This is a genomic window from Natrinema sp. CGMCC1.2065, assembly GCF_051225675.1.
GTDB classification, from domain to species: Archaea; Halobacteriota; Halobacteria; order Halobacteriales; family Natrialbaceae; genus Natrinema; species Natrinema thermotolerans.
In genome coordinates this window covers 589,925-609,713 of sequence record NZ_JBPJSJ010000001.1, presented here as the reverse complement: position 1 = coordinate 609,713, position 19,789 = coordinate 589,925, and the positions used below count along the sequence as shown (strand labels likewise).

Here is a 19,789-nt window from a genome sequence, read left to right as displayed (position 1 = left end):
TCGAGAGCGAGATCCACGTGATCGGTCGCGGCGTCGGCTGCCGGATCGCACGACCGCGGGCGTGCCGATCCGTCCCGCCACTCGGTCCGCCTACAGCCGGTCGGGCGCGAGTTCCCGGATCGTCGCCTCGGCGACGTCATCGGAAGCGGGCTCGGGGACGACGACGATCGGATGGTCGATCCCGGTCTCGGCAACGAGGGTCCGGAGCCGCTCGCGAGCCGCCTCAGGAGTGCCGGCTACGCCCAGATCCGCGATCATCGCGTCGGTCACCGCGGCCGCCGCCTCGCCCTTCTCGCCCGCCCGCCAGGCTTCGGCGATCCGATCGGCTTCGTCGGGGAACTCGGTCGCGACCGCCCGGTGGTACCCCTCGCCGCTCCCGACGTAGTAGGCGACGTGCCGACGCAGCGTCTCGCGGGCCTCCTCGGGGTCGTCGCTGACCGCCGCCGGCACGTACGGCGCGATCTCGATCGCGTCGGGGTCGCGGTCGCGCTCTCGTGCGGCCGCCGCGACCTCCTCGAAGGCAGTCTCGAGCCGCGAGAACGGGACGTTGTGCGGAATCCAGCCGTCGGCCAGCCGGCCGACGACCCGGCGGTTAGCCGGGCCGAGCCCGGCGTGGTAGATCGACACCGGGACCTCGATCGACGGGAACGCCGACGACTCGAGCAGTTCGCCCTCGTAGTCGACCGGGTCGCCGGTGCCCGCGGTCAGTTCGCGGACCAGTTCGATCGTCTCGTGGGCTCGTCGCACCGGCCGGTCGAACGCCATCCCGTGGAGCCCCTCGACCGCGGTGGCGGTACTCGTTCCGAGGCCGAGCGTGAACCGGCCGTCCGAGACGTCCTGGAGCGAGGCGGCGGTCATCGCGAGGACGGCCGGCGTCCGCGAGTAGACGTTCACGATCGCGGTGCCAATACCGATCTCGTCGGTCCGGCAGGCGATCTCGGTCGCCTGTACGATGCTGCTTGCCCCCCAGAGTTCGCCGAGCCAGACGGCGTCGTAGCCGCTGTCCTCCGCGCGGACGGCCACGTCCGCGAGATCGGTGTCGCCGAAGTCCGTCACCATGAGTCCGACGTCCATGCTCCCGTCCTCTCGATCCAGCGGCAAAAATCGACCCCCTCGAGCGGTCCCGTGGATCGGTGACACGGGACCGCCCCCGCCCGCGACTGCGACGCCGACAGTCGCCGAGACTGCAACCGAGCGCAACGTTGACCCGGCCCCGCGTTGACCGGCCAGTATGATCGATCGCGAAGGTCGCGTCCTCTTCGGCTCGCTGCTGGTGTTCGTCCTCGCGGTCGCCGTCTCGGTCGTCCTCGAGGGACAGTTCGGGGTTTCGCTTCGGGACGGCCCGGTGGTCGCGGTACTGCTGTTTGCCGGCGTCGCCGTCGCCGTCCCGCAGCTGTATCTCGCGGTCACCGACGCGGCGATCAGCCCCCGAAGCAGGCTCCGGTTCGCCGCGCTCGCGACGGCCGTGTTCGCGGTCGCGTTCGCCGCCGAGGCCGAGGGACTCCGGGAACTCGTCATCGCCACGATCGGGACCGGCGCGCTGTTGGCGCTGGTCTGTTACGAGGGGGTCGCGGGGTATCGCGCCGTCGGCGGCGACCTCTCGCTCGACCTCGGCTCCGACTGAAGCCGCGGCCAATCAGCAACTGTTAGGGGCCGGCCCCGTCTCGGCCTACCCATGACAGATCCCGAGACCCTCGCTGACCGGGTTCAGGAGGGGGACCTCCGCATTCACGAACTCGAGGACCACGCCGACCACGACACCGCGGCCGCGGCCCGGCGGCTGCTGGTCGAACGCGAGTCGGGGACCGACCTCGAGGCGATCGGCGACTACGCCTTCGACGCCGAGCGAGCGGAGCCCAACATCGAGAACATGATCGGCGCGGCACAGGTGCCGATGGGCGTCGTGGGGCCGGTCCCGGTAGACGGCGGTGCGGCCGACGGCGATCACTACCTGCCGCTGGCGACGACCGAGGGGGCACTGCTGGCGTCGGTCAACCGCGGGCTGGGCGTGATCCGGTCCGCGGGCGGTGCCGATGCCCGCGTGACGAAAAACGGGATGACCCGCGCGCCGGTGTTTCGGGTCGCGGGCGTCGCCGAGGCGGCCGAGACGGTCGACTGGGTCTCCCAGAACGTCGCGGCGCTGGCCGAGGCCGCCGAGTCCACCACCAGCCACGGCGAACTGCTCGACGTCGAGCCCTACGTCGTCGGTGACTCCGTTTACCTACGTTTCGCCTACGACACCAAGGACGCGATGGGCATGAACATGGCCACGATCGCCACCGGCGAGGCCTGCGAGGTCGTCGAGGCCGAGACCCCCGCCTCCCTCGTCGCGCTCTCGGGCAACCTCTGTTCGGACAAGAAACCCGCCGCCATCAACGCCGTCGAGGGGCGGGGCCGCTCGGTCACCGCCGACGCCGTGATCCCCGGCGAACTGGTCGAGGAGCGCCTCCACACGACCGCCGACGCCATCGCCGAGGCCAACGCCCGCAAGAACCTCGTCGGCAGCGCCAAGGCCGGCAGTCTGGGGTTCAACGCCCACGCCGCCAACGTCGTCGGCGCGGCCTTCCTCGCGACCGGACAGGACGAGGCCCAGGTCGTCGAGGCCGCCAACACCATCACGACGATGGACGCCCGCGAGCGCGAGGACGGCACGACCGACCTCTACGCCAGCGTCTCGCTGGCCTCGCTCGAGGTCGGGACCGTCGGCGGCGGCACGAAACTCCCGACCCAGGCCGAGGCGCTGGACGTTCTGGGGCTGCGAGGCGGGGGCGATCCGCCCGGCTCGAACGCCGACGCGCTGGCCGAAATCATCGCCGTCGGCGCGCTCGCCGGCGAACTCTCCCTGCTCGGTGCGCTGGCGTCGAACCACCTCGCGAGTGCCCACGAGGACCTCGGTCGGTAGGCCGGCACCGCGACGGGAGACTCACAGCAGCCGATACCGGCCGCGACTCTCGCTGACGACGCCCCGGCGCGTCAGCTTCTCGAGAGCGTCCCGAACGTACTCGGGTTTGACGCCGCGTTCGGCAGCGTAATCGATGATTTCGCCCTCAGTCGGCTCCTCGAGGGCTTCGAGGGCCGCCTCCACGATCTCTCGCTTGCTCCCGCTTCGGGTCGGGCCGCGCGGGTCGCGCTCGCCGGCGGCGTCGACCGCGTCGACGTCCAGTCCGGACTCCGCGAGGTACTCCTCGTCGTCGACAACGCCGTCGGCGACCTCGTCCTCGAGGGCGTCGAAGGAATCGAGTTCGGCGAAGGCCTCGCCCTCGCCCTGTCGGTTCGCGAGCATCGAGGCGCGCACGTCGCGGGCGTGAGCCGCATCGTCGGTCTCGACGAACTTCTTGCGTTTCTCGTAGGCCTTGCGCGCGCCACAGCGGGGACACTGGGTCGTCTCCGAACGGCCCTCGATGATCCAGAGGTTCGAACACTCGCTACAGCCGACGACGGCGTACATGCCTCGAGATGGCTCCTCGGGACAGTTCAACCTTCGCCACGCACGGCGAACGTGATCGCCGGCGGTTCGCTACTCCCCCGCGGGCGTCAGTGGGCGGCCACGTCCGAGACGACGTTGAGACAGTAGACGCCAGCGAGGACGAGTCCCAGCCCGACGACGGCCGCCGGATCGAGGCGCTCGCCGAAGACGACGACGCCGATCGACGCGACGCCGACGATTCCGAGCGCGGCCCACGTCGCGTAGACGAGTCCGACCGGCAGTTCCTCGAGAGTCAACGAGAGGAGGTAGAAGGCGACGCCGTAGCCGAGCAAGACGACGAGACTCGGGAGCGGCCGAGAGAACCCCTCGGAGAGTTTGAGCGCCGTCGTACCGACGAGTTCCGACAGGATCGCCCCGGCGAGCAGTACGTACGGATTCATGTTATTCCGTTATCACATGTAGTTGATACGCTTTCCGGTCGCGATCCGTCGTCGGCGACCCACGTCCCGGCCCGGGTCGATCGGTGGGTGCCAGAATCGATCGGAACCCGTGGAATTATATCGGCGATCATCGTTCGACGGTCGTATGGAACGCGTCTCCCTGACCGACCGCGAGCCGGCCGAGGCCGCCGATGGCGTCCATCTGGCGCTGCTTGCCGGTACCGACTCGATGAACGTCCAGCACTTCGAGATCGAACCGGGCGCGGTCGTCGAGGAACACAGCCACCCACACGAACAGACCGGGTACATCTGCTCGGGAGAACTGACCTTTCTCGTCGGTGGCGACGACCGCGACGGGCGAACGGAGATCGTCTGCGGTCCGGGCGACTCCTACGCGATTCCGGGCGACCAGCCCCATGCCGCGGAAAACCGTGGCGACGAAGTCGTCCGCGGCATCGACGTCTTCAGCCCGCCGCGGAAGGACCCGAGCTGGCGCGGGGAATGACGCCGTCGATCACCGCCGTCTCGACGCGGAACCGCCGTCGGTCGCTCCAGCGGCTCCCACGTCGTACTCGAGAGCGGTTCGACGAACCGCCTCGAGCGTGCCTCGCCAGTCCACCGTCCCCTACGTCAGCAACGTCGTCACGACCTCGAGGAAGACGACGACCCCGAGCCAGGTGATGGCGGCCGCGACCGCGAGCGGGAGGACGATTCGGCCGGTCGTTCGCAGCCTCGTCAGCGTCGTTTCGGGGACGGTCAGGGGGACGTAGCTGTCCTGTTGCATAGCTCCGATGCCCACGGCCGCACTCTTGAAAGTCAGTCAGACGGGCGGCCGACGCCGGCGGCGGGACGGCACTCGCTCGAGCGCCGACGGACGACCGCGGCCCCGACGGATCACGCTAGCGACTTACGCATCTCCACGTGAGGAATCCCCGCCTCTTCGAATTCCGAGCCGTGGCGCTCGTAGCCGAGTTCGCGGTAGAAGTCGGCGGCGTGAGTCTGGGAGTGGAGTTTCAGCGCCGTGAGTCCCTCGTCGGCGGCCCGACGCTCGAGCGTCGCCATCAGCGCCCGTCCCACGCCCTCCTCGCGGCGGGACTCGAGGACGGCGACGCGTTCGACCTTGCCGACGCCGTCCTCGGGTTCGCGCAGCCGGGCCGCGCCGATCGGCTCCGCGCCGTCGTAGGCGACGAAGTGGGTCGCCGTCTCGTCGTGGTCGTCGTACTCGAGTTCTTCGTCGACGCCCTGTTCCGCGACGAAGACCGCGTGGCGAACGTCGAAGGCGTCCGTTCGTTTTCGGTCGGTGTCGGCGATCCGGACCGCGAGGTCGCGTTCGTCCATCGACGGGGGCTACGACGGCCGCCCGTGAGAGCGTTACGAAGCGAACGGAGCGGCCGTCGCTCGAGCGGATTCGACGGGTGAACGGACCGAGTCGGCCATCGCTGGTCGATGGCGATGGCAAAAGAAATCGAGACAGAGAGATGCCGCGTGAGTGAGAGAAACCCGTTACGAGAGTTTCTCGATATCGTCAGAACGCGACGGCGTTCTGACTGCGCGAGAAGCTTTCTACGAAAGCTTCTCGATGTTCGCGACGACTTCCTCGGCGAACTCGCTGGTGGCGAGCTTCTCGGCGTCCTCGAGCTGGCGCTCTAAGTCGTAGGTGACCTTGCCCGAGGAGATGGTCTCCTCGACGGCGTCGCGGACGAGGTCGGCGGCGTCGGACCAGCCGAGGTACTCGAGCATCATGCGGCCCGAGAGGATCATGGCGGTCGGGTTGACCTTGTCCTGGCCCTCGTACTTGGGCGCGGAGCCGTGGACGGGTTCGGCCAGCAGGAGGCCGTCGCCGAAGTTCGAACCGGGGGCGATGCCGAGGCCACCGATCTGGGCACCGCAGGCGTCGGACATGTAGTCCCCGTTCAGGTTCATCGTCGCGACGACGTCGTACTCGTCGGTCCGGGTCAGGATCTGCTGGAGCATGTTGTCCGCGATGCGGTCGTTGACGACGACTGCGTCGTCGGGCGCTTCGCCGTCTTTCTCCTCCCAGAGCGTGTCCTCGGTGATGACCTCGTCACCGTACTCTTCTTCTGCAACCTCGTAGCCCCAGTCGCGGAACTGGCCCTCGGTGAACTTCATGATGTTGCCCTTGTGGACCAGCGTGACCGAGTCGCGGTCGTGTTCGAGGGCGTAGTCGATGGCGCGGCGGACGAGTCGCTTCGTCCCGAACTCCGTGATCGGCTTGACGCCGATGCCGACGGGGCCGTCGTGGATGGTGCTGTCGAAGCCCATGTCGTTCTCGACGAACTCCTTGACCTCCTGGACCTCGTCGGTACCGGCCTCCCACTCGATGCCGGCGTAGACGTCTTCCGTGTTCTCACGGAACGTGACCATGTCCATCTCGCCGGGGTTCTTGACCGGCGACGGGACGCCGTCGAGGTGGTAGGTCGGTCGGACGTTCGCGTAGAGGTCGAGTTTCTTCCGCAGCGCGACGTTCAGCGAGCGGAATCCGGCACCGACGGGCGTCGTCAGGGGGCCCTTGATCGCGACGCGGTGTTCCTTGATCGCCTCGACGGTCTCGTCGGGCAGGTTCTCGTCGTACTTTTCGCGTGCGGACTCGCCCGCGTAGAGACGCATCCAGTTGATCTCGCGGCCGGTCTCCTCCGCGGCGGCCTCGAGGACCTTCTGTGCGGCGGGGCCGACGTCGCTGCCGACGCCGTCGCCGTAAATAATCGGGATGATCGGGTTGTCAGGTACCTCGAGTTCGTCGTCGGTACCCTCTTTCAGCGTGATCTGCGCCCCGTCTTCGGGGACTTCGATCTTGTCGTAGCTCATCTCGTCTATACGGTTCTTCGATGGGGGTAAAAGGTCTACCATTTCCATCGCGGGCCGGCAAAACTTGACCGATGCGCAGTCGACTTACTGGGCCCGAAACCGACGGAGAACGGCCGACGAGCGGGGAATCGCTCTCGATGACTGTCCACCACGGGATAAAAATCCACTAAATGATGGGTGCGTTCGCCGCAAAACCAGCACTTCACCGCGAACCGGCCGTGGGTGCCGTCCCGAACCCGGGATTCACCCGCCGAGGTCGTCCTCGCTGCCGGCCTCGGGACGGCGAGCGTTTCGGACGAATCAGCGTGCCAGTGACGCGCCCGGCTGGCGCCTCTCACGCCACTCGGGACGAGTCCGCCGATCGGTATAACGCGTGGCGGCCGTTTCGGGGTTACCGGAAGCGAGATTCCCAGTCGCGGGATTTCCGGCCGGAAAGCACCTAACGGCGCAGTCTCTATCGTTGCCACACGCCGTATACACGTCGTTTCTTCCCCAAACAGTCGGATTCGCGACCGGACCGTCTCGACTGCTCTCCCGACGAGCGGGACGCTATCGCCTGCGTTTCGACGATCGTCGTGAAGTAGTTTTATTATCGACGTATTCATCTGGGGAACCATGCTCCGAGTACCACAGCACGCGATCCGGCGGTGTCCGCAGTGTGGGTTACCGCTGGCGAACGTCCAGGGGATCGACGCCTGTCCCGACTGTCAGTGGATCACCGACCGACCGGATCGGCCGCGTTGTGACTGATCGGTCCGACCGAGGCCGTCGGAGAGACGGAACCTCTTTTTGTCGACCGGTACAACCCCGGTGCATGGCCGAATCCGACGTGGACCTCGAGTCCGAAAAGTACGAGAAACACCGCGAGGCGGGCGAGATCCTCGCGCAGGTACGCGCGGAGGCCGCCGAGCGCGTCGAGGTCGGCACGAGCCACCTCGAGGTCGCGACGTGGGCCGAGGATCGCATCCGCGAACTGGGCGGCGAACCCGCCTTCCCCGTCAATATCTCCGTCGACGAGGAGGCGGCCCACGCGACGCCGTCGATCGACGACGAGACGACATTCGGCGAGGAGATGATCAACTTAGACATCGGCGTCCACGTCGACGGCTGGCTGGCCGACACCGCCGTCACCGTCGACCTCTCCGGCAATCCGGAACTCGCCGAGGCCTCCGAACAGGCCTTGGAGGCCGCGCTCGACATCGTCGAACCCGGCGTCGGGACCGGCGAGATCGGAGCCGAGATCGAAGACGTCATCGACGGCTACGGCTACAACCCCGTCGTCAACCTCACCGGACACGGGCTGGGCCACTGGGAGCAACACACCAGTCCGAACATCCCCAACCGCGCCGTCTCGCAGGGGACGACGCTGGAGGTCGGCGATGTCGTCGCGATCGAACCGTTCGCGACCGACGGCGGCGGCAAGGTCTCGGAGGGCGCGAGCGAGGAGATCTTCTCGCTCGAGCGCGAGGGCACCGTCCGCAACCGGCAGGCCCGCGACGCCCTGGAGCAGATCACCGAGGAGTTCCGGACGCTGCCGTTTGCGACCCGCTGGCTCGAGACGGACCGGCCGGAGATGGCGCTGCGGCGGCTCAAGCGCAACGACATCGTCCACAGCTATCCGGTTCTCAAGGAAGACGACGGCTTCCTCGTCAGCCAGAAGGAACACACGATCATCGTCACCGAGGACGGCTGCGAAGTAACGACTGAATAACGCAGTCGGTTTCGAACCGAAATCGGCACTGGACCGAAACGAGGGATCCGCGGAGGGGGAGAAAACGGGAGACCGACCGGCCGCGGTCAGTGCGGCGTTCTCAGGCGTTGTTCATCCGCTGGCTCGAGCGGTTGCCACAGCGCTGGCACTCGCTCACGCGGTACGGTTCGCGGGAGAACTGGGCGTTCTCCTGTTTGATGCTCTCGGTTCTGATCTGGACCGACACCTCGTGAAGCGTTTCCAACTCGCACTCCTCGCAGTGTTCGGTCATCCCGTTAAAGGAGTCGTCAGTCGTTGCCATTACCTGATTACTTGCAGTAGTCCCATCTTAAACCCACGCTTCATTTTGAGGGGGGAGTCGTAAAAATCGCAAGACGGCGTTACCTTCGCTGAGAGACTGGACGAGAGGGTCCTATTTCGTTTATCGACAACTCTCGTCGCGTTATGAGTGTTTATTCCTGCGCTGGCGGTCGGAAAGAGGCAATATCCTCCGTTACGGTCGCCCCGAGCGGCGGGACTGAAACGCTTTAGGCGCGCCTCGCGTGGTAGCCGACATGGAGCAGGTGTTCGCACCGTGGCGGATCGAGTGGATCGAACGCGAGGACAAAAACGCCGACATCGAGGACTGCGTTTTCTGTGAACTGCCGGAGCAAGGCTCAGATCAAGAGAATTTGATCGTTGCGCGGAGCGAACACGCGTTCGTCATGCTGAACAACTACCCCTACAACCCGGGTCACGCGATGGTGATCCCTCACACCCACACCGGCGAGTACGCGGCCCTTGAAGACCCGATCCTGCTCGATCACGCCCGCTTGAAACAGCGAACCTTCGACGCGCTCGAGGCTGCACTGGAGCCGAACGGGTTCAACGCCGGCTTGAACCTCGGTGACGGGGCCGGCGGCTCCATCGACGACCACCTCCACACCCATATCGTCCCGCGATGGGAGGGGGATACCAACTTCATGCCGGTCATCGGCGACACTTCGGTGATCGTCGAAGCGCTCGACGAAACGTACGAGCGCGTGCGCGAGGCCTTCGCCGCACAGGAGGGGGCGACCGTCGCCGACGAAGACGACGCGATCAGCTTCGAGTAGCGACGACGGCTCGAGGGCGGTCGCGAACGGGCGCTTCCGGAGAGCCAGCAATCCGTGCGGGACGACCGGACGCTTTTGGTCCCGGTAGTGCCATACAGTAGCATGGACTACGACGTTGTCCACACCGACGATGTCCCGATGACCGATCTCTCCGAGGTCGAGGAAATCCCGCCGGACCTGCGGATCCGCGCGCTCGATGACTTCTTCGACACCGACGCGGTCAACCTGAAGCTGTGGTACTTCGAGCCCGGCGAGGAGATCCAGTATCACGCCCACGCCGAGCAGGAGGAGTTATACTACGTCCTCGAGGGGGAGTTCTCGCTGAAACTCGGTCGCTCGGGCGAGGCGGAGTACGTCGACGCGGGCCCCGGAACGTTCTGGGTCGCCAAGCCGGAGGTCGGCCACGGCCACCGCAACGTCGGCGACGAGGAAGGCGTCGTCCTCGCGATCGGCGCACCTGCGGTCGAGGACCCGGGGTTGGATCCCCACGGACTCGACGAGGAGTAGCGAGGCGGGGTTCCCATACGGTCTCCTGTATGTCAGTACCGGTGCAACTGTAGAGCGGTCGCAGTTGCGCCGGTAAATCGGTACAGCAACCCGTCTCAGGCGTAGGTCGCGTCGAGATAGTCGACGATCCGCTCGGACTCGGCCATCGTGATCCCACGGTCCTCGTCGACGATGACCGGGACCTGCCGCTGGCCGGAGACGCGCTTGACCTCGTTGCGTTTCGAGTGGAGTCCTTCGACCCAGACGCTGTCGTACTCGACGTCGAGTTCGTCGAGGCGGTCGGCGACGAGTTCGCAGTACGGACAGCCCTCGAGTTGGTACAGGGTAACCATACCTGCCCGTTCGGGTCGCGGCGACAAAAGCGTGGGTGCCCGTCGCGAGTGGGAGGCTGCCGCGGCACGGAGGTTTTAGTCGGTCGACGGTCGATTCGGGGTATGCCACCGATCGAGGGCGAGACGGTGCCGGCGTTCGAGGCGCTGTTGTGTGACGGCGAGACGTTCCGGTCGACGGCGCTGTCCGCGGCGCTTGGCGAGCGTGGCGGCGTCGTGATCGCGACCGGCTTCGCGTTCAGCGCGATCGCACAGAACTGGTGGAAACAGTTCGTTCGGGCCGGCTGGGGCGAGTTCGAGGACGTCGCCGTCCTCGGGATCAGTCGGGACGGCCCGTACGCACAAAACGAGTTCCTGCGCTGGCTGGACGAGCCCGGGTTCCGCTTTTTCGCCGACGTCGACGGTGAGGTCAGCGAGTCGCTCGAGTTGCTGGCCGACCGCGACCATATGGCGAACGTCTCGACGCCGTGGCGGTCGGCGTTCGTCCTCGACGCGGATCGCGAGGTCCAGTACGCCTTCGTCGCGGACGACTGGATCTCGCCGCTCCCCCGCGAGGAGATCGAGGCCGCCGTCGCGGAGCTGTAGGGACGGCAGACGGGTTGCTGTCCCGTTCCCGGTGGGCCCAGGACGAGCCGATCCCACCGACACTGACGGACAGGCGACCGTCTCAGTGTTCACAGTACAGCGTCCTGCCGTTGCACTCACACTCGATCCGGAGCGGATCGTCGTAGGTCACGGACACGTGATCCATGGCCTGCGTGTAATGGGCGGGCATGCCGGTCCGCGACCGCTCGTTGAGCTGTGAGAGCAGTCCCGCTTCCTCCAAGTTCTCGACCTTCCGATAGGCCGTCGACTGCGGGAGATCCAGCGCCTCGGCGATCTCGTTTACCGTCGTCGGCTCCTCGGCGTACAGATACACCGCTCGCGCGTCGTCGTCGTTGAGCAGGTCCATGACCCGATAGGGATCACAGCCCATCTCGCCGTCCCGTTTCTCCCGCGGACAGCGGGTCGGCCGGTCGGCTGACTCGTTCATATTCGTTGATACGCACCGGAGCCACTTTGCTCCCAGAGCCGGTTCCCGGCAACTGAGGATTGGTCTGTACGAGTCGGGTCGGCTACCGACTCGCTACACGGGCTCGCCGAAGGCGTACATCGTCTCGTGGGCCGTGATCTCGAGGTCGACGAAGTCGCCGGGCGCTATGCCGTAGTCGTCGGCGTTTTGGACGATTATCTGCCGGTAGGCCGAGTCGCGACACTTCACGGAGTCGGCGGTGCCGTCCTCGACGACGAGACAGTCCGCGCGGACCTCGCCGACCATGTCGGCGTAGGCCTCGCCGACGATCTCGCGCTTGACTTCGCTCATCTCCTTCGAGCGTTCCTTCTTGATCGTCCCGCCAAGCCCCTTCAGCTCGGCGGCATCGGTGCCGGGCCGCTTCGAAAAGCGCGTGACGTTGATCTTTTCCGGCCGGGTCTCGCGAAGCAGGGCCATCGACTGCGCGTGGTCGTGATCGGTCTCGGTCGGGAAGCCGACGATGAAGTCCGTCGACAGCGTCCAGTAGTCCAGTCGCTCGTCGAAGGCCTCGACGACCTCGAGATACTCCTCGACCTGATGCTGGCGGCGCATGTCCCCGAGGACGTCGTCGCTGCCCGACTGGACGGGCGCGTGCAGGAAGTCGTAGAGTTCGTCGTTTTCGGCGAAGACGTCGGCGAGGTCCTCGCGGATGCCGTGGACGCCCTTCGGGTTGGCCATCCCCACTCGCACGCGGAAGTCGCCCTCGATCGCACAGATCCGCTCGAGCAGGCGGTGAAGCTTGCGCTCGCCCTCGTCCCAGCCGTAGACGCCGGTGTCCTGGCCGGTGATGCGGATCTCCTTCGCGCCGGCGTGGATCAGCGCGCGGGCCTTCTCGACGTTTTCCTCGATCGGGGGGGAGTCGATCTTGCCGGTGGCCTGCTTGGTGATGCAGTACGAACAGTCGGACATACAGCCCCGCGCGATCGGGAGAATACCCACGACGCCGTCCAGGATCGGTTCGGCGTCGGGGGTCGTCGTCGGACACTCGCCGTTGGTGACGGCCTCGGGGACCTCGTCCCAGTGCAGTACCTGTCCGTCCACGTCGGCCCGCGCGAACTCCTCGCCCTGGGCCAGGGCCATACACCCCGTGATGAAGAGATCCGCCGTCTCGTCGGCCAGTTCCTCGGCCCGCCGGAGCATGTTGCGCTCGGTCTTCTCGACGACGGTACAGGTGTTGAGGATGGCGACGTCGGCCTGTTCGGGGCCGTCGACCCGGTAGTGGCCCGCGTCTCGGAGTCGCCGCTCGATCTCGCGGCTCTCCCCGCGGTTGGACGTGCAGCCGTAGGTTTCGATGTGATACCGGGCCATCCGTTCGATGATCCATCGGGCGCGGGAGGCCAAAAGCCCGACGGATCCCGGTCGTCACGGCTCCGGGATCGGTTCACGCGGTGTCGACACGACGATCACGCGTCGTCGGAATCGGTCCCCGTCGCTTCGGACAGCGCCTCGAGCGCGTCCCGACCGGTATAGAGGTGTCGCCGGCCCGTCGGTGCCTGGGTGATGAGGACGCCAGCCGAGAAGTCGGGGTCGCCGTTCTCGTCGTAGATCTCGTCGGGGTTCGAACCGATCCGGACCGACTCACGGACCGCGAGCATCGCCTCCCGGATCGCGTCGTCCCGGTCTGCGGCCGCGGCGACGTCCTGTCGGTCGATCGATTCCTCGCGGGCGGCGAGCCGCTCGAGGACGTCGTCGACGTGGTCGGCGGCGCGATCGGAGTCGTAGATGTAACGACGGACGCGCATGGTCGCGGTACGGACCCGACGGGTTTCTAGTCGTCGAACTCGGCGGCTCGGCCGTCGCCGGCCGTGCCGCTCCGATAGACCGCATAGAGAAGCAAGAGTGCGATCAGGAAGTCGAAGCCGTGTTCGACGAGGTGATGGACCGTCATCGGGACGAGCCCGAGGACGGTTCCCAGTCCGGTTATCGACCGGACGACAAGCACACCCAGTACGACCGCGATCAAACAGTAGCGAGCCGTTCGACGCCGGGCGTAGGCGGCGACGCCGACGACGAACAGCGCGGTCGTCCCGAGCGCGGCCAGCACGATGATCGCGACGAGGACGGGCGCGAGTTGCGGGTCGAGCCACCCCTCGGCGACCGACATTGCGGGCACCATGCGATCGATACCGCTACTCGGACCGGTGGCTACCTATTCGCTTCGGTGTCGGGCTCGAGTCGCCCCCGCACCGTTGGGCTCGGCTCTCACTCACCGGAGTCGGGAGCCGCGGCTCGATACGGAGCGTCTCGAAAAATCGAATCGTCGTACAGCGCCGTCGAACCGACACTGACGGCGACGTTAGTTGCGGACGACGTTCGTCGCGCGGGGACCCTTGGGGGCCTGTTCGATGTCGAACTCGATCTCGGTGCCTTCCTCGAGGTCCGGGCCGCCGACGTCTTCCATGTGGAAGAACACGTCATCGTCCGCATCCTCAGTCGAAATGAAACCGTAGCCGCCTGTGTCGTTGAAGAAATCAACGTTGCCTTTCGCCATTACAACCAAAGAGAGGAGCAATACACGGATAACCCTTCCGAGAGTCGTGATACCACGACCGTCGGCCCGATCGGACCGGGATCGGGCCGCGGTTCTCGGCGGCCGGGAACGCGAGCCACCCGTTATATGCCCCCCGGCGCTAGCCGACGCCAGGGTTTGCGGGGACTCATATGACCGACACGCGACAGCGAATTCGGGCACACGTCGACGACAACGCCGGCGTCCACTTCAACGAACTCGTCAGGGAGTCGGCGTTCGCGCCGGGACAGATACAGTACCACATCCGGCGGCTGCTCGAGGACGGCCGGCTCGTCCGCGAGGAGTTCTACGGCCGGACCCACTACTATCCGCCGACCTACGACGAGTGGGAGCGGGCCGCGCTGGCACTGTTTCGCCGGGAGACGGCCCGCGAGATCGTCGTCGCACTGGCGGAGACCGAAGACGCCGCGCCGGCCGATATCGCCGACGACCTCGGGATCGCACGCAGCACCCTCGAGTACCACGTCGATCGGCTCGTCGCACACGACATCGTCGAGAAACGCTACGACGACCGGAACCGCGTCGTCCTCGACCTCGCCGATCCCGAGGCGACGGGACGGCTCCTGACGACGGTGACGCCGACGGTTCCCGATCGGCTCGTCGACCGGTTCACGCGGCTCGTCGACGAACTGCTTGCAGGGACCGGTGACTCGTCGTAGCGGCTCGCTCGAGTCGGTCGCCGATCACCGCATCCCGGGCTCGTCCTCGAGCCGGTCGTAGTGGTCGTTCATCACGTCGAGGACGGCGATCAGCGCGCCGAGGACGACGGGCCCGTAGAACAGTCCCATGACGCCGAACGCGTAGACGCCGCCGAGGACCCCGAGGATGATGACGGCGGGGTTGAGTTCCGCGTACCGATCGACGAGGATGGGGCGGAGATAGTCGTCGGACAGGCCCACGACGATCATGCTGTAGACGAACAGCGCGACCGCAAGCAGCGGCTCCTCGATCAGGAAGAGATAGATCACGGCGGGCCCCCAGACCATGAACGACCCGATCAGCGGGATCAGCGATAGGACGATCATGATCGCGGTCCAGAACGCCGCGTTCGGGACGCCGGTCGCCAGCAGTCCCAGTCCAGCGAGGGTCCCCTGAATGATCGCGATCATGACGTGACCGGCGAGGACGGCCCACATGACCTCGTCCAGTTCCTGATAAAAGTCGTCCTGTACGTCGTCAGGTAGCGGCGTCAGTTCCCGCATCCACGTCAGCAGGTTGCTGCCGTCCTTGAGCAGGTAGTACAGCAGGAAGATCGCGAGCCCGAGCCCGATCAGCGTGTGGGTGATCGCGCTGAACCACTCGGTCGAACTCTCGAGAACCATCGTCCCGACGTTCTGTGCCGCGTCGGCCAGCGCCGACGGGAGATCGACCGACTGCCCGGTCTGTTCCTCGATGGCACGCTCGAGTTCGCCGAGTTGAATGGAGTCGGTGTTGACCTGCTCGAGGAGCCGCCGGGCATCGCTGGCGATCGCGGCGACGATGACGACCAGCGGAACGACGAAACCGGCGACTGCGAGCCCGACGAGCGCGAACGCGGCGGTCGGGGGCGCGACCCGCTCCTCGAGGCGTTGCTGGAGCGGATACAGAACGTACGCGATGAGGATAGCGCCGAGGACGTACTGGGAGAACGGCAACACGAGCAACAGGGAGAGATAGGCGAAGAGCCCGACGAGAACGAGCAGAAATCCCTTGCTGATATTCACGCCCATTATTTCTCCGTTCGCTGGCATAAAACCACGGCATGAACGTATCGCCACTCTGGACTGTCGTAGCAAGGCGTCACACGGCTTCAAGAGGCTGGTACGTGTATTTCTAGCCGAATGTCGACTCAGCTCGATCCCCTTTCCCTCTCGGCCGATCTCCTGTATACGGTCAAGACCGAGGGCGACGCCGAGCCGTTGCGAGACCACCTCGCGACGATCGATCGGTCGCGGTTGGAGCGGGCGCTGTCCAGCCGCGAGGGGAAACTCGCCTTCTGGCTCAACTGTTACAACGCCTACGCCCAGCTCCTGCTGGAGTCGGAGGAGCCGGACCTCCACGAGGGTGGGCTGCTCGAGGCGTGGAAGTTCTTCGCCCGCGATCGGGTCCCCGTCGGCGGCGTCTGGCTGAGTCTCAACGACATCGAACACGGGCTGCTCCGGAGTTCGAAGCTGCCGTGGGGAATGGGCTATCTCCCGCGCCCGTTTCCCTCCTCGTTCGAACGGCAGTTTCGCCTCGACGACTGCGATCCCCGGATCCACTTCGCGATCAGTCACGCGACGGATCACTGTCCGCCGATCGCGGTCTACTCTCCCCAGGACGTCGACGAGGAACTCGACATCGCCATCGAGTGGTTCTTAGAGGAAAACGTCAGCTACGACCGGGAAACCGAGACGGCGACGATCCCCCGACTCTTCCGACGCTATCGCGGCGACTTCGGCGGCCGCCGCGGCATCGTGGCGTTCCTCCGTGAGTACAACGCAGTCCCGGCCGACGCCGGCCCCTCGCTCGAATACGAACGGGTCGACCACTCCGCCGAGTTGGACGTCGATCTCGAGAGCGACGAGGTCCGGCGGTAGCCTAGACCCCGCAGGTCGACGCTCGAGTCGGCAGACGGTCCGGCCCTCACTCGAGGCGTTCGATCGTCGCGTTCGGCGCGATTCGCATCACGCTTCTGGCCGCGCGTTCGGCGTTTGACCGCGAGGCGTACCCCTCGCCGCTGTCGGCGACGATGTTGCCGTTCCAGTGGACGAGCCGCCAGCGCCACTCGCCGCCCCTGTCCTCGTAGACCTCGAACCGGCTCGTCCGGCCGGTCTCGCTCGTCTCGTCGGCCTCTGCCGTGTCGTCCCCCTCGGCCGTCACCGGCGTCTCGTCCGTCCCGCTATCCCCCGTCGAGTCGTCGCCGGCGAGTCCCTCGAGCGGCATCACCGCTGCCGCGGGGTCGACGTCGGCCGCAGCCGACGTCTCGTCCCGATCACCACCCGCAGCGTCGCCGTCAGCCGGGCGGTCGGTGATCCGTACGCTCGAGCCGGCCGGATCGTCCCACTCGAGTTCGATCGCGAGTTCACCGACCGGGGGCTCGTCGGCCCCGAGTCCGGCCTCGAACGCCGCGACGACCCGCTCGGGGACGGCAACCCTGACGCTTCGTCCCTCGCCGTTCAGCCGGACCGGGCGGCCGGACTCGAAGGCGGTCGCGAACTCGCGGAAGACGGCCGCGAGTTCCGTTCGGTCGTGTGCGCGCTCGAGTTCGAACTCGTCGTCGGGTTCGTCGGAAGCCACCATACCGACGTGTACTGGAGGCGACGGGTTAGTGTTTCCCACGCGCTGGCCTCGATTCGTGCCGGGCACCCTGTCGGTGCGTTTTTGGCGACGCCCTTCCTTCGCTCGCTCGTGACTGCACGCGACTGGCACGCCGACCGGGAGGTCGTCTTCGACCGCGACGCGCGGACCTGTCGACACTGCGGGACTGCCGACGACACCGAGGCGCTTCGAGCCTACCCCGTCGGCGACGTGGCGCTCGAGGGGGAGGTCCACGAGAGCGCGCTCGTAACCGTCTGTGCGGATTGTTTCGGGACGCTGTCGGACTCGCCGTCAGCGACGCCGACCGGCGCCGAAGAGCTGTTTCACCACGTCCGCGAGACGACCCGCATCCAGGGGGAGACGATCTCGACGGTCGCCTCATTCGCTTCCGTCGCGACCGCACTCCCCGGCGACCTCGAGTCCGCACTCGACGATGAGGGGGAAGACGCCGCCCTCGAGGAATCGATCGCACAGTACCGGCGACACCGACGCGACGTGTTGCTCGCGATCGCCGTCGTCGACGCCCGCCTCGAGCGACTGGCCGCGCTCGACTACGACGCCGACGAGCCGGCGGCCGCGGACGCCCTCGAGGCGTTTTCCGAGACCGCGACCGACCTCCAGTCGGCGCTTCGCGAGGTCGTGACGCTGAGCGAAACCGTCGCGACCGGGCTCGATCGCTGTCACGGCTGTTTCGACGCGCTCGAGTCGGGGCCGACCTGTGACACCTGCGGGCTCGCGGTCCGCGAGACGGCCGACTGGGAGGACGACGACGGGACCCTCGCGTTCGACCGGCTGTTCGCGACGATCAACGACCGCCTGCAGGAGGCCTCGGCGACGACGGAAACGCTGACCGATCGGACGACGACGCTGGCCGAACGGCTAACGGCGGCGTAGGTCCCTCGTTCTTTTTGCCGTCTCGAGCCTAGAGGTAGTTGAATGACCGAGTCGACGGTCGAGCCCGACGGCTCGAGCGAGTACCACGTGCTGGTCCCGCTGGCCAACCCACGAACGGAACAACACCTGATCGAACTGGCCAGCACGCTCGCGGCCGACCGCGGCGGCGTCGTCCACGCGGTCCACATCGTGCAGGTCCCCGACCAGACGCCGCTGGACCGCGGTGCCGAGCGACTCGAACGGATCGACGCCGACTCGGAAAAACTGCTCGAGCGGGCCCGCGACCACGCCGCGGAGTACGACGCACCGCTCGAGACGACGACGATCGTCTCGCACCGTTCGTTCGAGGAGGTGTTCGACGCCGCACGAACCCACGACGTCGATCTGGTCGTCATGGGTTGGGGCGGCGACCGACCGTGGACGGCGGGCCGCGCCGAAGGGCCGCTCGACGAAGTCGCCCGCGACCTCCCGTGTGACTTCCTCGTGCTGAAAGACCGCGGGTACGACCCCAGTCGGATCCTCCTGCCGACCGCCGGCGGGCCCGACTCCGATCTCGGCGTGGAGGTCGCGCGGACGCTGCGCTCGGCGACGGGAGCCTCGATCGACCTGCTCCACGTCGTCGACGGCGAGAGCGAGCGCGAGGCCGGCGAACGGTTCCTCACCGAGTGGGCCGCCGACCACGACATCGGCGACGCCGTGTTGACCGTCGACACCTCGGGCGACGTCGAGGGCGCGATCGCCCGCGAGGCCGCCGACGAGACGCTCGTGATCGTCGGCGCGACCGAGCGCGGGCTACTCTCGCGGCTCGTCCGCGGCTCGCTCGTCTCCGACGTCGTCGACGACCTCGAGTGTTCCGTGCTACTGGCCGAGCGCCCGACCGAGCGGTCGCTACGCGAACGGCTGTTCGGTCGCTCGAGCGACGAAGAATAGCGTCGTCGCGGCCGTTACAGTTGGGTCGCGGCCTCGAGCGCGATGTCGATCGCGCGGCCGACGTTGTTTTTGGCCTTGTCCGGGAGTTCGTCGTCCTCGGTGTCGGTGCCCTTCTGGGTGCCCTCGACGAGGTTGCCGTCGACGGTACAGATCGCGCCGGCGGCCAGTCCCTTGCGGCGGGCCAGTGAGAAGACGGCGGCGGCCTCCATCTCGACCGCCAGCAGGCCCGCGGCCTCCCAGTCGTCGACGGCGTCGTCGGTCTCGGCGTAGTAGGCGTCGTCGGAGGCGATCGGGCCGACGTGGACCGCTTCGCCGTTGGCTTCCGCCGAGTCGACCAGCGCCGACAGCGCGTCGTAGTCGGGTACTGCGGGGTACTCGACGGCCTCGTACCGTTTGCTCGTCCCCTCGTTTTTCGCCGCGCCGGTCGCGACGATCATGTCGCCGATCTCGATCCCCGACTGGAGTGCCCCGGTCGTCCCGACCCGGAGGAACGTCTCGACGCCGACGTTCGCCAGTTCCTCGATCGCGATCGCCGCGGAGGGACAGCCGATCCCCGTCGAACAGATCGTCAGCTCCCGTCCCTCGTAGGTGGCGTTGACGACCTTGTACTCGCGGTTGCGCGCGATCGTCTCCGACTCGTCGCAGTGGTCGGCGATGCGATCGACCCGGCCGGGATCGCCCGGGAGCAATGCGATGTCCGTCAGGTCGCCGTCGTCGACCAGCAGGTGTGGCTGCGTCGCCATACCCTCG

The 19,789-nt window shown here is 66.9% G+C and carries 28 protein-coding genes; 12 read left to right on the top strand and 16 right to left on the bottom strand.

Features of this window, described 5'->3' with window-relative positions; translation table 11 throughout:
- Nucleotides 1–90: 90 nt before the first annotated feature.
- Complete coding sequence (locus tag ACSBP4_RS03040) at nucleotides 91–1,074, bottom strand: LLM class flavin-dependent oxidoreductase (RefSeq protein ID WP_435551325.1); 984 nt, start codon at nucleotides 1,072–1,074, stop codon at nucleotides 91–93.
- Nucleotides 1,075–1,231: 157 nt separating this feature from the next.
- Between ACSBP4_RS03040 and ACSBP4_RS03035 the strand changes: the two genes are divergently transcribed.
- Both ACSBP4_RS03035 and hmgA read left to right on the top strand, forming a co-directional pair.
- Nucleotides 1,232–1,624: a hypothetical protein gene (locus ACSBP4_RS03035; protein WP_435551324.1), complete on the top strand. Its 393-nt coding sequence runs from the start codon at nucleotides 1,232–1,234 to the stop codon at nucleotides 1,622–1,624.
- 51 nt (nucleotides 1,625–1,675) lie between these two features.
- Complete coding sequence (gene hmgA, locus ACSBP4_RS03030; RefSeq protein WP_435551323.1) at nucleotides 1,676–2,902, top strand: hydroxymethylglutaryl-CoA reductase (NADPH); 1,227 nt, start codon at nucleotides 1,676–1,678, stop codon at nucleotides 2,900–2,902.
- Nucleotides 2,903–2,923: 21 nt separating this feature from the next.
- Here the strand turns inward: hmgA and ACSBP4_RS03025 are convergent, their stop codons facing one another.
- The gene (locus tag ACSBP4_RS03025; protein ID WP_049965553.1) at nucleotides 2,924–3,448 is read right to left on the bottom strand and encodes a DUF5817 domain-containing protein; all 525 of its coding nucleotides are present in this window, start codon (nucleotides 3,446–3,448) and stop codon (nucleotides 2,924–2,926) included.
- Between the two features lie 86 nt (nucleotides 3,449–3,534).
- Complete coding sequence (locus ACSBP4_RS03020) at nucleotides 3,535–3,867, bottom strand: DMT family transporter (RefSeq protein ID WP_006182703.1); 333 nt, start codon at nucleotides 3,865–3,867, stop codon at nucleotides 3,535–3,537.
- Between the two features lie 145 nt (nucleotides 3,868–4,012).
- Here ACSBP4_RS03020 and ACSBP4_RS03015 point away from each other — a divergent pair, with 145 nt between their 5' ends.
- A complete protein-coding gene (locus ACSBP4_RS03015) occupies nucleotides 4,013–4,372 on the top strand; it encodes a cupin domain-containing protein (RefSeq protein WP_006649921.1) in 360 nt (119 codons plus the stop codon).
- Between the two features lie 120 nt (nucleotides 4,373–4,492).
- On the opposite strand, the gene ACSBP4_RS03010 is transcribed toward ACSBP4_RS03015, so the two are convergent.
- The 3 genes from ACSBP4_RS03010 to icd form a co-directional block, all read right to left on the bottom strand.
- The gene (locus ACSBP4_RS03010) at nucleotides 4,493–4,651 is read right to left on the bottom strand and encodes a hypothetical protein (RefSeq protein WP_015299215.1); all 159 of its coding nucleotides are present in this window, start codon (nucleotides 4,649–4,651) and stop codon (nucleotides 4,493–4,495) included.
- A 110-nt stretch (nucleotides 4,652–4,761) separates the two neighbouring features.
- Nucleotides 4,762–5,205, bottom strand: a complete 444-nt coding sequence (locus ACSBP4_RS03005) for a GNAT family N-acetyltransferase (RefSeq protein WP_049965552.1) — start codon at nucleotides 5,203–5,205, stop codon at nucleotides 4,762–4,764.
- 225 nt (nucleotides 5,206–5,430) lie between these two features.
- Nucleotides 5,431–6,693, bottom strand: a complete 1,263-nt coding sequence (gene icd / locus ACSBP4_RS03000; RefSeq protein ID WP_049965551.1) for an isocitrate dehydrogenase (NADP(+)) — start codon at nucleotides 6,691–6,693, stop codon at nucleotides 5,431–5,433.
- A 615-nt stretch (nucleotides 6,694–7,308) separates the two neighbouring features.
- Between icd and ACSBP4_RS02995 the strand changes: the two genes are divergently transcribed.
- Nucleotides 7,309–7,443: a hypothetical protein gene (locus ACSBP4_RS02995; RefSeq protein WP_006649918.1), complete on the top strand. Its 135-nt coding sequence runs from the start codon at nucleotides 7,309–7,311 to the stop codon at nucleotides 7,441–7,443.
- Between the two features lie 64 nt (nucleotides 7,444–7,507).
- Entirely contained in the window at nucleotides 7,508–8,404 is an 897-nt protein-coding gene (gene map, locus ACSBP4_RS02990; RefSeq protein WP_006182707.1) for a type II methionyl aminopeptidase, read from the top strand.
- Nucleotides 8,405–8,504: 100 nt separating this feature from the next.
- Here map and ACSBP4_RS02985 read toward each other — a convergent pair whose 3' ends face one another.
- Nucleotides 8,505–8,705 (bottom strand): hypothetical protein, encoded by a 201-nt coding sequence (locus ACSBP4_RS02985; protein ID WP_006182708.1) that lies wholly within the window; start codon nucleotides 8,703–8,705, stop codon nucleotides 8,505–8,507.
- Nucleotides 8,706–8,958: 253 nt separating this feature from the next.
- Here ACSBP4_RS02985 and ACSBP4_RS02980 point away from each other — a divergent pair, with 253 nt between their 5' ends.
- Together ACSBP4_RS02980 and ACSBP4_RS02975 are read left to right on the top strand one after the other, a co-directional pair.
- On the top strand, nucleotides 8,959–9,498 hold the full coding sequence (locus ACSBP4_RS02980; protein ID WP_435551322.1) for an HIT family protein: 540 nt from the start codon (nucleotides 8,959–8,961) through the stop codon (nucleotides 9,496–9,498).
- Between the two features lie 102 nt (nucleotides 9,499–9,600).
- The gene (locus ACSBP4_RS02975; protein WP_006649916.1) at nucleotides 9,601–10,005 is read left to right on the top strand and encodes a cupin domain-containing protein; all 405 of its coding nucleotides are present in this window, start codon (nucleotides 9,601–9,603) and stop codon (nucleotides 10,003–10,005) included.
- A gap of 95 nt (nucleotides 10,006–10,100) precedes the next feature.
- On the opposite strand, the gene ACSBP4_RS02970 is transcribed toward ACSBP4_RS02975, so the two are convergent.
- A complete protein-coding gene (locus ACSBP4_RS02970) occupies nucleotides 10,101–10,337 on the bottom strand; it encodes a glutathione S-transferase N-terminal domain-containing protein (protein ID WP_006649915.1) in 237 nt (78 codons plus the stop codon).
- 102 nt (nucleotides 10,338–10,439) lie between these two features.
- Between ACSBP4_RS02970 and ACSBP4_RS02965 the strand changes: the two genes are divergently transcribed.
- Nucleotides 10,440–10,919 carry a redoxin domain-containing protein gene (locus ACSBP4_RS02965; protein ID WP_006649914.1) on the top strand — a complete coding sequence of 160 codons (480 nt, stop codon included), beginning with the start codon at nucleotides 10,440–10,442 and terminating at the stop codon, nucleotides 10,917–10,919.
- 82 nt (nucleotides 10,920–11,001) lie between these two features.
- Here the strand turns inward: ACSBP4_RS02965 and ACSBP4_RS02960 are convergent, their stop codons facing one another.
- The 5 genes from ACSBP4_RS02960 to ACSBP4_RS02940 all read right to left on the bottom strand — a co-directional run bounded on the left by ACSBP4_RS02960 (nucleotide 11,002) and on the right by ACSBP4_RS02940 (nucleotide 13,897).
- Complete coding sequence (locus ACSBP4_RS02960; RefSeq protein ID WP_006182713.1) at nucleotides 11,002–11,367, bottom strand: winged helix-turn-helix domain-containing protein; 366 nt, start codon at nucleotides 11,365–11,367, stop codon at nucleotides 11,002–11,004.
- 93 nt (nucleotides 11,368–11,460) lie between these two features.
- Complete coding sequence (locus tag ACSBP4_RS02955) at nucleotides 11,461–12,714, bottom strand: tRNA (N(6)-L-threonylcarbamoyladenosine(37)-C(2))-methylthiotransferase (RefSeq protein WP_435551321.1); 1,254 nt, start codon at nucleotides 12,712–12,714, stop codon at nucleotides 11,461–11,463.
- A 95-nt stretch (nucleotides 12,715–12,809) separates the two neighbouring features.
- Entirely contained in the window at nucleotides 12,810–13,148 is a 339-nt protein-coding gene (locus tag ACSBP4_RS02950; protein ID WP_435551320.1) for a hypothetical protein, read from the bottom strand.
- Between the two features lie 26 nt (nucleotides 13,149–13,174).
- The gene (locus ACSBP4_RS02945) at nucleotides 13,175–13,522 is read right to left on the bottom strand and encodes a DUF7471 family protein (protein ID WP_049905769.1); all 348 of its coding nucleotides are present in this window, start codon (nucleotides 13,520–13,522) and stop codon (nucleotides 13,175–13,177) included.
- Nucleotides 13,523–13,702: 180 nt separating this feature from the next.
- Nucleotides 13,703–13,897 (bottom strand): cold-shock protein, encoded by a 195-nt coding sequence (locus tag ACSBP4_RS02940; RefSeq protein WP_006182717.1) that lies wholly within the window; start codon nucleotides 13,895–13,897, stop codon nucleotides 13,703–13,705.
- A 170-nt stretch (nucleotides 13,898–14,067) separates the two neighbouring features.
- On the opposite strand from ACSBP4_RS02940, the gene ACSBP4_RS02935 reads away from it, so the two are divergent.
- On the top strand, nucleotides 14,068–14,595 hold the full coding sequence (locus tag ACSBP4_RS02935; RefSeq protein ID WP_006649910.1) for a winged helix-turn-helix transcriptional regulator: 528 nt from the start codon (nucleotides 14,068–14,070) through the stop codon (nucleotides 14,593–14,595).
- 24 nt (nucleotides 14,596–14,619) lie between these two features.
- On the opposite strand, the gene ACSBP4_RS02930 is transcribed toward ACSBP4_RS02935, so the two are convergent.
- Complete coding sequence (locus tag ACSBP4_RS02930; protein WP_435551319.1) at nucleotides 14,620–15,645, bottom strand: AI-2E family transporter; 1,026 nt, start codon at nucleotides 15,643–15,645, stop codon at nucleotides 14,620–14,622.
- Between the two features lie 111 nt (nucleotides 15,646–15,756).
- Between ACSBP4_RS02930 and ACSBP4_RS02925 the strand changes: the two genes are divergently transcribed.
- Nucleotides 15,757–16,494 (top strand): DUF547 domain-containing protein, encoded by a 738-nt coding sequence (locus tag ACSBP4_RS02925; RefSeq protein WP_435551318.1) that lies wholly within the window; start codon nucleotides 15,757–15,759, stop codon nucleotides 16,492–16,494.
- A 46-nt stretch (nucleotides 16,495–16,540) separates the two neighbouring features.
- Here the strand turns inward: ACSBP4_RS02925 and ACSBP4_RS02920 are convergent, their stop codons facing one another.
- A complete protein-coding gene (locus tag ACSBP4_RS02920) occupies nucleotides 16,541–17,197 on the bottom strand; it encodes an amphi-Trp domain-containing protein (RefSeq protein WP_435551317.1) in 657 nt (218 codons plus the stop codon).
- Nucleotides 17,198–17,305: 108 nt separating this feature from the next.
- Here ACSBP4_RS02920 and ACSBP4_RS02915 point away from each other — a divergent pair, with 108 nt between their 5' ends.
- Complete coding sequence (locus ACSBP4_RS02915) at nucleotides 17,306–18,109, top strand: HNH endonuclease (RefSeq protein WP_435551316.1); 804 nt, start codon at nucleotides 17,306–17,308, stop codon at nucleotides 18,107–18,109.
- A 42-nt stretch (nucleotides 18,110–18,151) separates the two neighbouring features.
- Entirely contained in the window at nucleotides 18,152–19,039 is an 888-nt protein-coding gene (locus ACSBP4_RS02910; protein ID WP_435551315.1) for a universal stress protein, read from the top strand.
- A 14-nt stretch (nucleotides 19,040–19,053) separates the two neighbouring features.
- Here ACSBP4_RS02910 and ACSBP4_RS02905 read toward each other — a convergent pair whose 3' ends face one another.
- Nucleotides 19,054–19,782, bottom strand: coding sequence for a nucleoside phosphorylase (locus ACSBP4_RS02905; RefSeq protein WP_006649905.1), 729 nt, complete (start codon nucleotides 19,780–19,782; stop codon nucleotides 19,054–19,056).
- Nucleotides 19,783–19,789: the final 7 nt, after the last annotated feature.

Bases quoted from the DNA above. Each gene is read 5' to 3' on its own strand.
- ACSBP4_RS03040 (WP_435551325.1), bottom strand. From the start codon at position 1,074: ATGGACGTCGGACTCATGGTGACGGACTTCGGCGACACCGATCTCGCG.
- ACSBP4_RS03035 (WP_435551324.1), top strand. From the start codon at position 1,232: ATGATCGATCGCGAAGGTCGCGTCCTCTTCGGCTCGCTGCTGGTGTTC.
- hmgA (WP_435551323.1), top strand. From the start codon at position 1,676: ATGACAGATCCCGAGACCCTCGCTGACCGGGTTCAGGAGGGGGACCTC.
- ACSBP4_RS03025 (WP_049965553.1), bottom strand. From the start codon at position 3,448: ATGTACGCCGTCGTCGGCTGTAGCGAGTGTTCGAACCTCTGGATCATC.
- ACSBP4_RS03020 (WP_006182703.1), bottom strand. From the start codon at position 3,867: ATGAATCCGTACGTACTGCTCGCCGGGGCGATCCTGTCGGAACTCGTC.
- ACSBP4_RS03015 (WP_006649921.1), top strand. From the start codon at position 4,013: ATGGAACGCGTCTCCCTGACCGACCGCGAGCCGGCCGAGGCCGCCGAT.
- ACSBP4_RS03010 (WP_015299215.1), bottom strand. From the start codon at position 4,651: ATGCAACAGGACAGCTACGTCCCCCTGACCGTCCCCGAAACGACGCTG.
- ACSBP4_RS03005 (WP_049965552.1), bottom strand. From the start codon at position 5,205: ATGGACGAACGCGACCTCGCGGTCCGGATCGCCGACACCGACCGAAAA.
- icd (WP_049965551.1), bottom strand. From the start codon at position 6,693: ATGAGCTACGACAAGATCGAAGTCCCCGAAGACGGGGCGCAGATCACG.
- ACSBP4_RS02995 (WP_006649918.1), top strand. From the start codon at position 7,309: ATGCTCCGAGTACCACAGCACGCGATCCGGCGGTGTCCGCAGTGTGGG.
- map (WP_006182707.1), top strand. From the start codon at position 7,508: ATGGCCGAATCCGACGTGGACCTCGAGTCCGAAAAGTACGAGAAACAC.
- ACSBP4_RS02985 (WP_006182708.1), bottom strand. From the start codon at position 8,705: ATGGCAACGACTGACGACTCCTTTAACGGGATGACCGAACACTGCGAG.
- ACSBP4_RS02980 (WP_435551322.1), top strand. From the start codon at position 8,959: ATGGAGCAGGTGTTCGCACCGTGGCGGATCGAGTGGATCGAACGCGAG.
- ACSBP4_RS02975 (WP_006649916.1), top strand. From the start codon at position 9,601: ATGGACTACGACGTTGTCCACACCGACGATGTCCCGATGACCGATCTC.
- ACSBP4_RS02970 (WP_006649915.1), bottom strand. From the start codon at position 10,337: ATGGTTACCCTGTACCAACTCGAGGGCTGTCCGTACTGCGAACTCGTC.
- ACSBP4_RS02965 (WP_006649914.1), top strand. From the start codon at position 10,440: ATGCCACCGATCGAGGGCGAGACGGTGCCGGCGTTCGAGGCGCTGTTG.
- ACSBP4_RS02960 (WP_006182713.1), bottom strand. From the start codon at position 11,367: ATGAACGAGTCAGCCGACCGGCCGACCCGCTGTCCGCGGGAGAAACGG.
- ACSBP4_RS02955 (WP_435551321.1), bottom strand. From the start codon at position 12,714: ATGGCCCGGTATCACATCGAAACCTACGGCTGCACGTCCAACCGCGGG.
- ACSBP4_RS02950 (WP_435551320.1), bottom strand. From the start codon at position 13,148: ATGCGCGTCCGTCGTTACATCTACGACTCCGATCGCGCCGCCGACCAC.
- ACSBP4_RS02945 (WP_049905769.1), bottom strand. From the start codon at position 13,522: ATGGTGCCCGCAATGTCGGTCGCCGAGGGGTGGCTCGACCCGCAACTC.
- ACSBP4_RS02940 (WP_006182717.1), bottom strand. From the start codon at position 13,897: ATGGCGAAAGGCAACGTTGATTTCTTCAACGACACAGGCGGCTACGGT.
- ACSBP4_RS02935 (WP_006649910.1), top strand. From the start codon at position 14,068: ATGACCGACACGCGACAGCGAATTCGGGCACACGTCGACGACAACGCC.
- ACSBP4_RS02930 (WP_435551319.1), bottom strand. From the start codon at position 15,645: ATGGGCGTGAATATCAGCAAGGGATTTCTGCTCGTTCTCGTCGGGCTC.
- ACSBP4_RS02925 (WP_435551318.1), top strand. From the start codon at position 15,757: ATGTCGACTCAGCTCGATCCCCTTTCCCTCTCGGCCGATCTCCTGTAT.
- ACSBP4_RS02920 (WP_435551317.1), bottom strand. From the start codon at position 17,197: ATGGTGGCTTCCGACGAACCCGACGACGAGTTCGAACTCGAGCGCGCA.
- ACSBP4_RS02910 (WP_435551315.1), top strand. From the start codon at position 18,152: ATGACCGAGTCGACGGTCGAGCCCGACGGCTCGAGCGAGTACCACGTG.
- ACSBP4_RS02905 (WP_006649905.1), bottom strand. From the start codon at position 19,782: ATGGCGACGCAGCCACACCTGCTGGTCGACGACGGCGACCTGACGGAC.